The sequence below is a fragment of the Oleiphilus sp. HI0061 genome (assembly GCF_001635675.1).
This window is the reverse complement of sequence record NZ_LWFE01001627.1, coordinates 1-1,133: the sequence shown is the minus strand read 5'-3', so window position 1 is coordinate 1,133 and position 1,133 is coordinate 1. Positions and strand designations below refer to the sequence as shown.

Sequence of the window (1,133 nt, the reverse complement as noted above, 5' to 3'; positions counted from 1 at the left end):
ACCAGCGAAAACATTAATGCACAAATGCTCAAACTAGGAATTTATCTGTGGGATGACTACTTCATTCTACGTGGAGAAGAGCCTAAGCCTGAATGCAACCCAAAGCCTGATATAGAGCTGCAACTGGATGAACTTGAGCGCGAATTCAATGCCGAGAACCAGGACTTTGAGCTGCTCGCTGACGAGTTTAACCGCGATGCTGCACGTAGCTCTCTACTAAAGCAAGTTAAGGTCTGCCAAAGTAAACACCAAGCGGCACAAACCTACCTGGCGCAAACAGACATTTGGGTTAGAGCCTTCGCGAGCATCGAAGCTTCCTTCGCTCAAATCAGCTTATTTTCAATTAACCAGCAAAAATCCATGCTGATCATCCTGCTACTCCTATGTGCCACCTACGCAACCTGGCGCAATGAGCATATTGCCTTCAGAGGCATTCGAAACAAGCATGAACACTACTTTTCTTATGCTGCGCAAACACTCGCGGCACTGAGCTTGTTTTATTCCAGCTATCGATTTTATAAGGACGCAGAAGACGCTGGAGCAAGCCTTAGTTCACCCGAACTCCTTGCTACGCTTATTGTCGGTAGCGCCGTGCTAAGTCTAGTGAGTTTCATCAAGCTTTTTAAAACCCGGCACCTAAGTAAACAAAACACTTCTCCCTTTAGAATGGTGCTTACAGTTCCCATTCAAACCTGGATGCTTCTGGCAGCTGCGTATCATTTTTTTGTCAACGAAGAGCATGCTCCTGGCATCAGCATGTACTTTACTCAGATATTCCAACTGACTAATCTACATCTGACGATCGCTCTCTATATATGGGTCGGAATGCTGCTTAAAGAGACCTTGCTTGGCGCGAAGCTTTTTGATGTCTTTAAACCCTGGAACTTTCCCCCTGAAATACTGGCCTGCATCGCCATCGCATTAATGGCTGTACCAACTGCTTATACAGGGGCCTCAGGTATTATCATTATTGCCATGGGTGCTGTGGTTTATCAGGAGTTGAGGCGTGTTGGTACTCGGCGTCAGCTTGCACTGGCGGTCACCGCAATGACCGGAAGCTCAGGCGTTGTATTAAGGCCCTGCCTGTTGGTAATCGGTATTGCCATTCTCAACAAAGAAGTCTTGAGTGATGA

1 pseudogene is annotated in these 1,133 nt (G+C 46.8%); it reads left to right on the top strand.

Annotation, left to right across the window (positions count from 1 at the left end):
* Window positions 1–1,133, top strand: a pseudogene (locus A3735_RS31405) (C4-dicarboxylate ABC transporter); the annotation flags it as partial.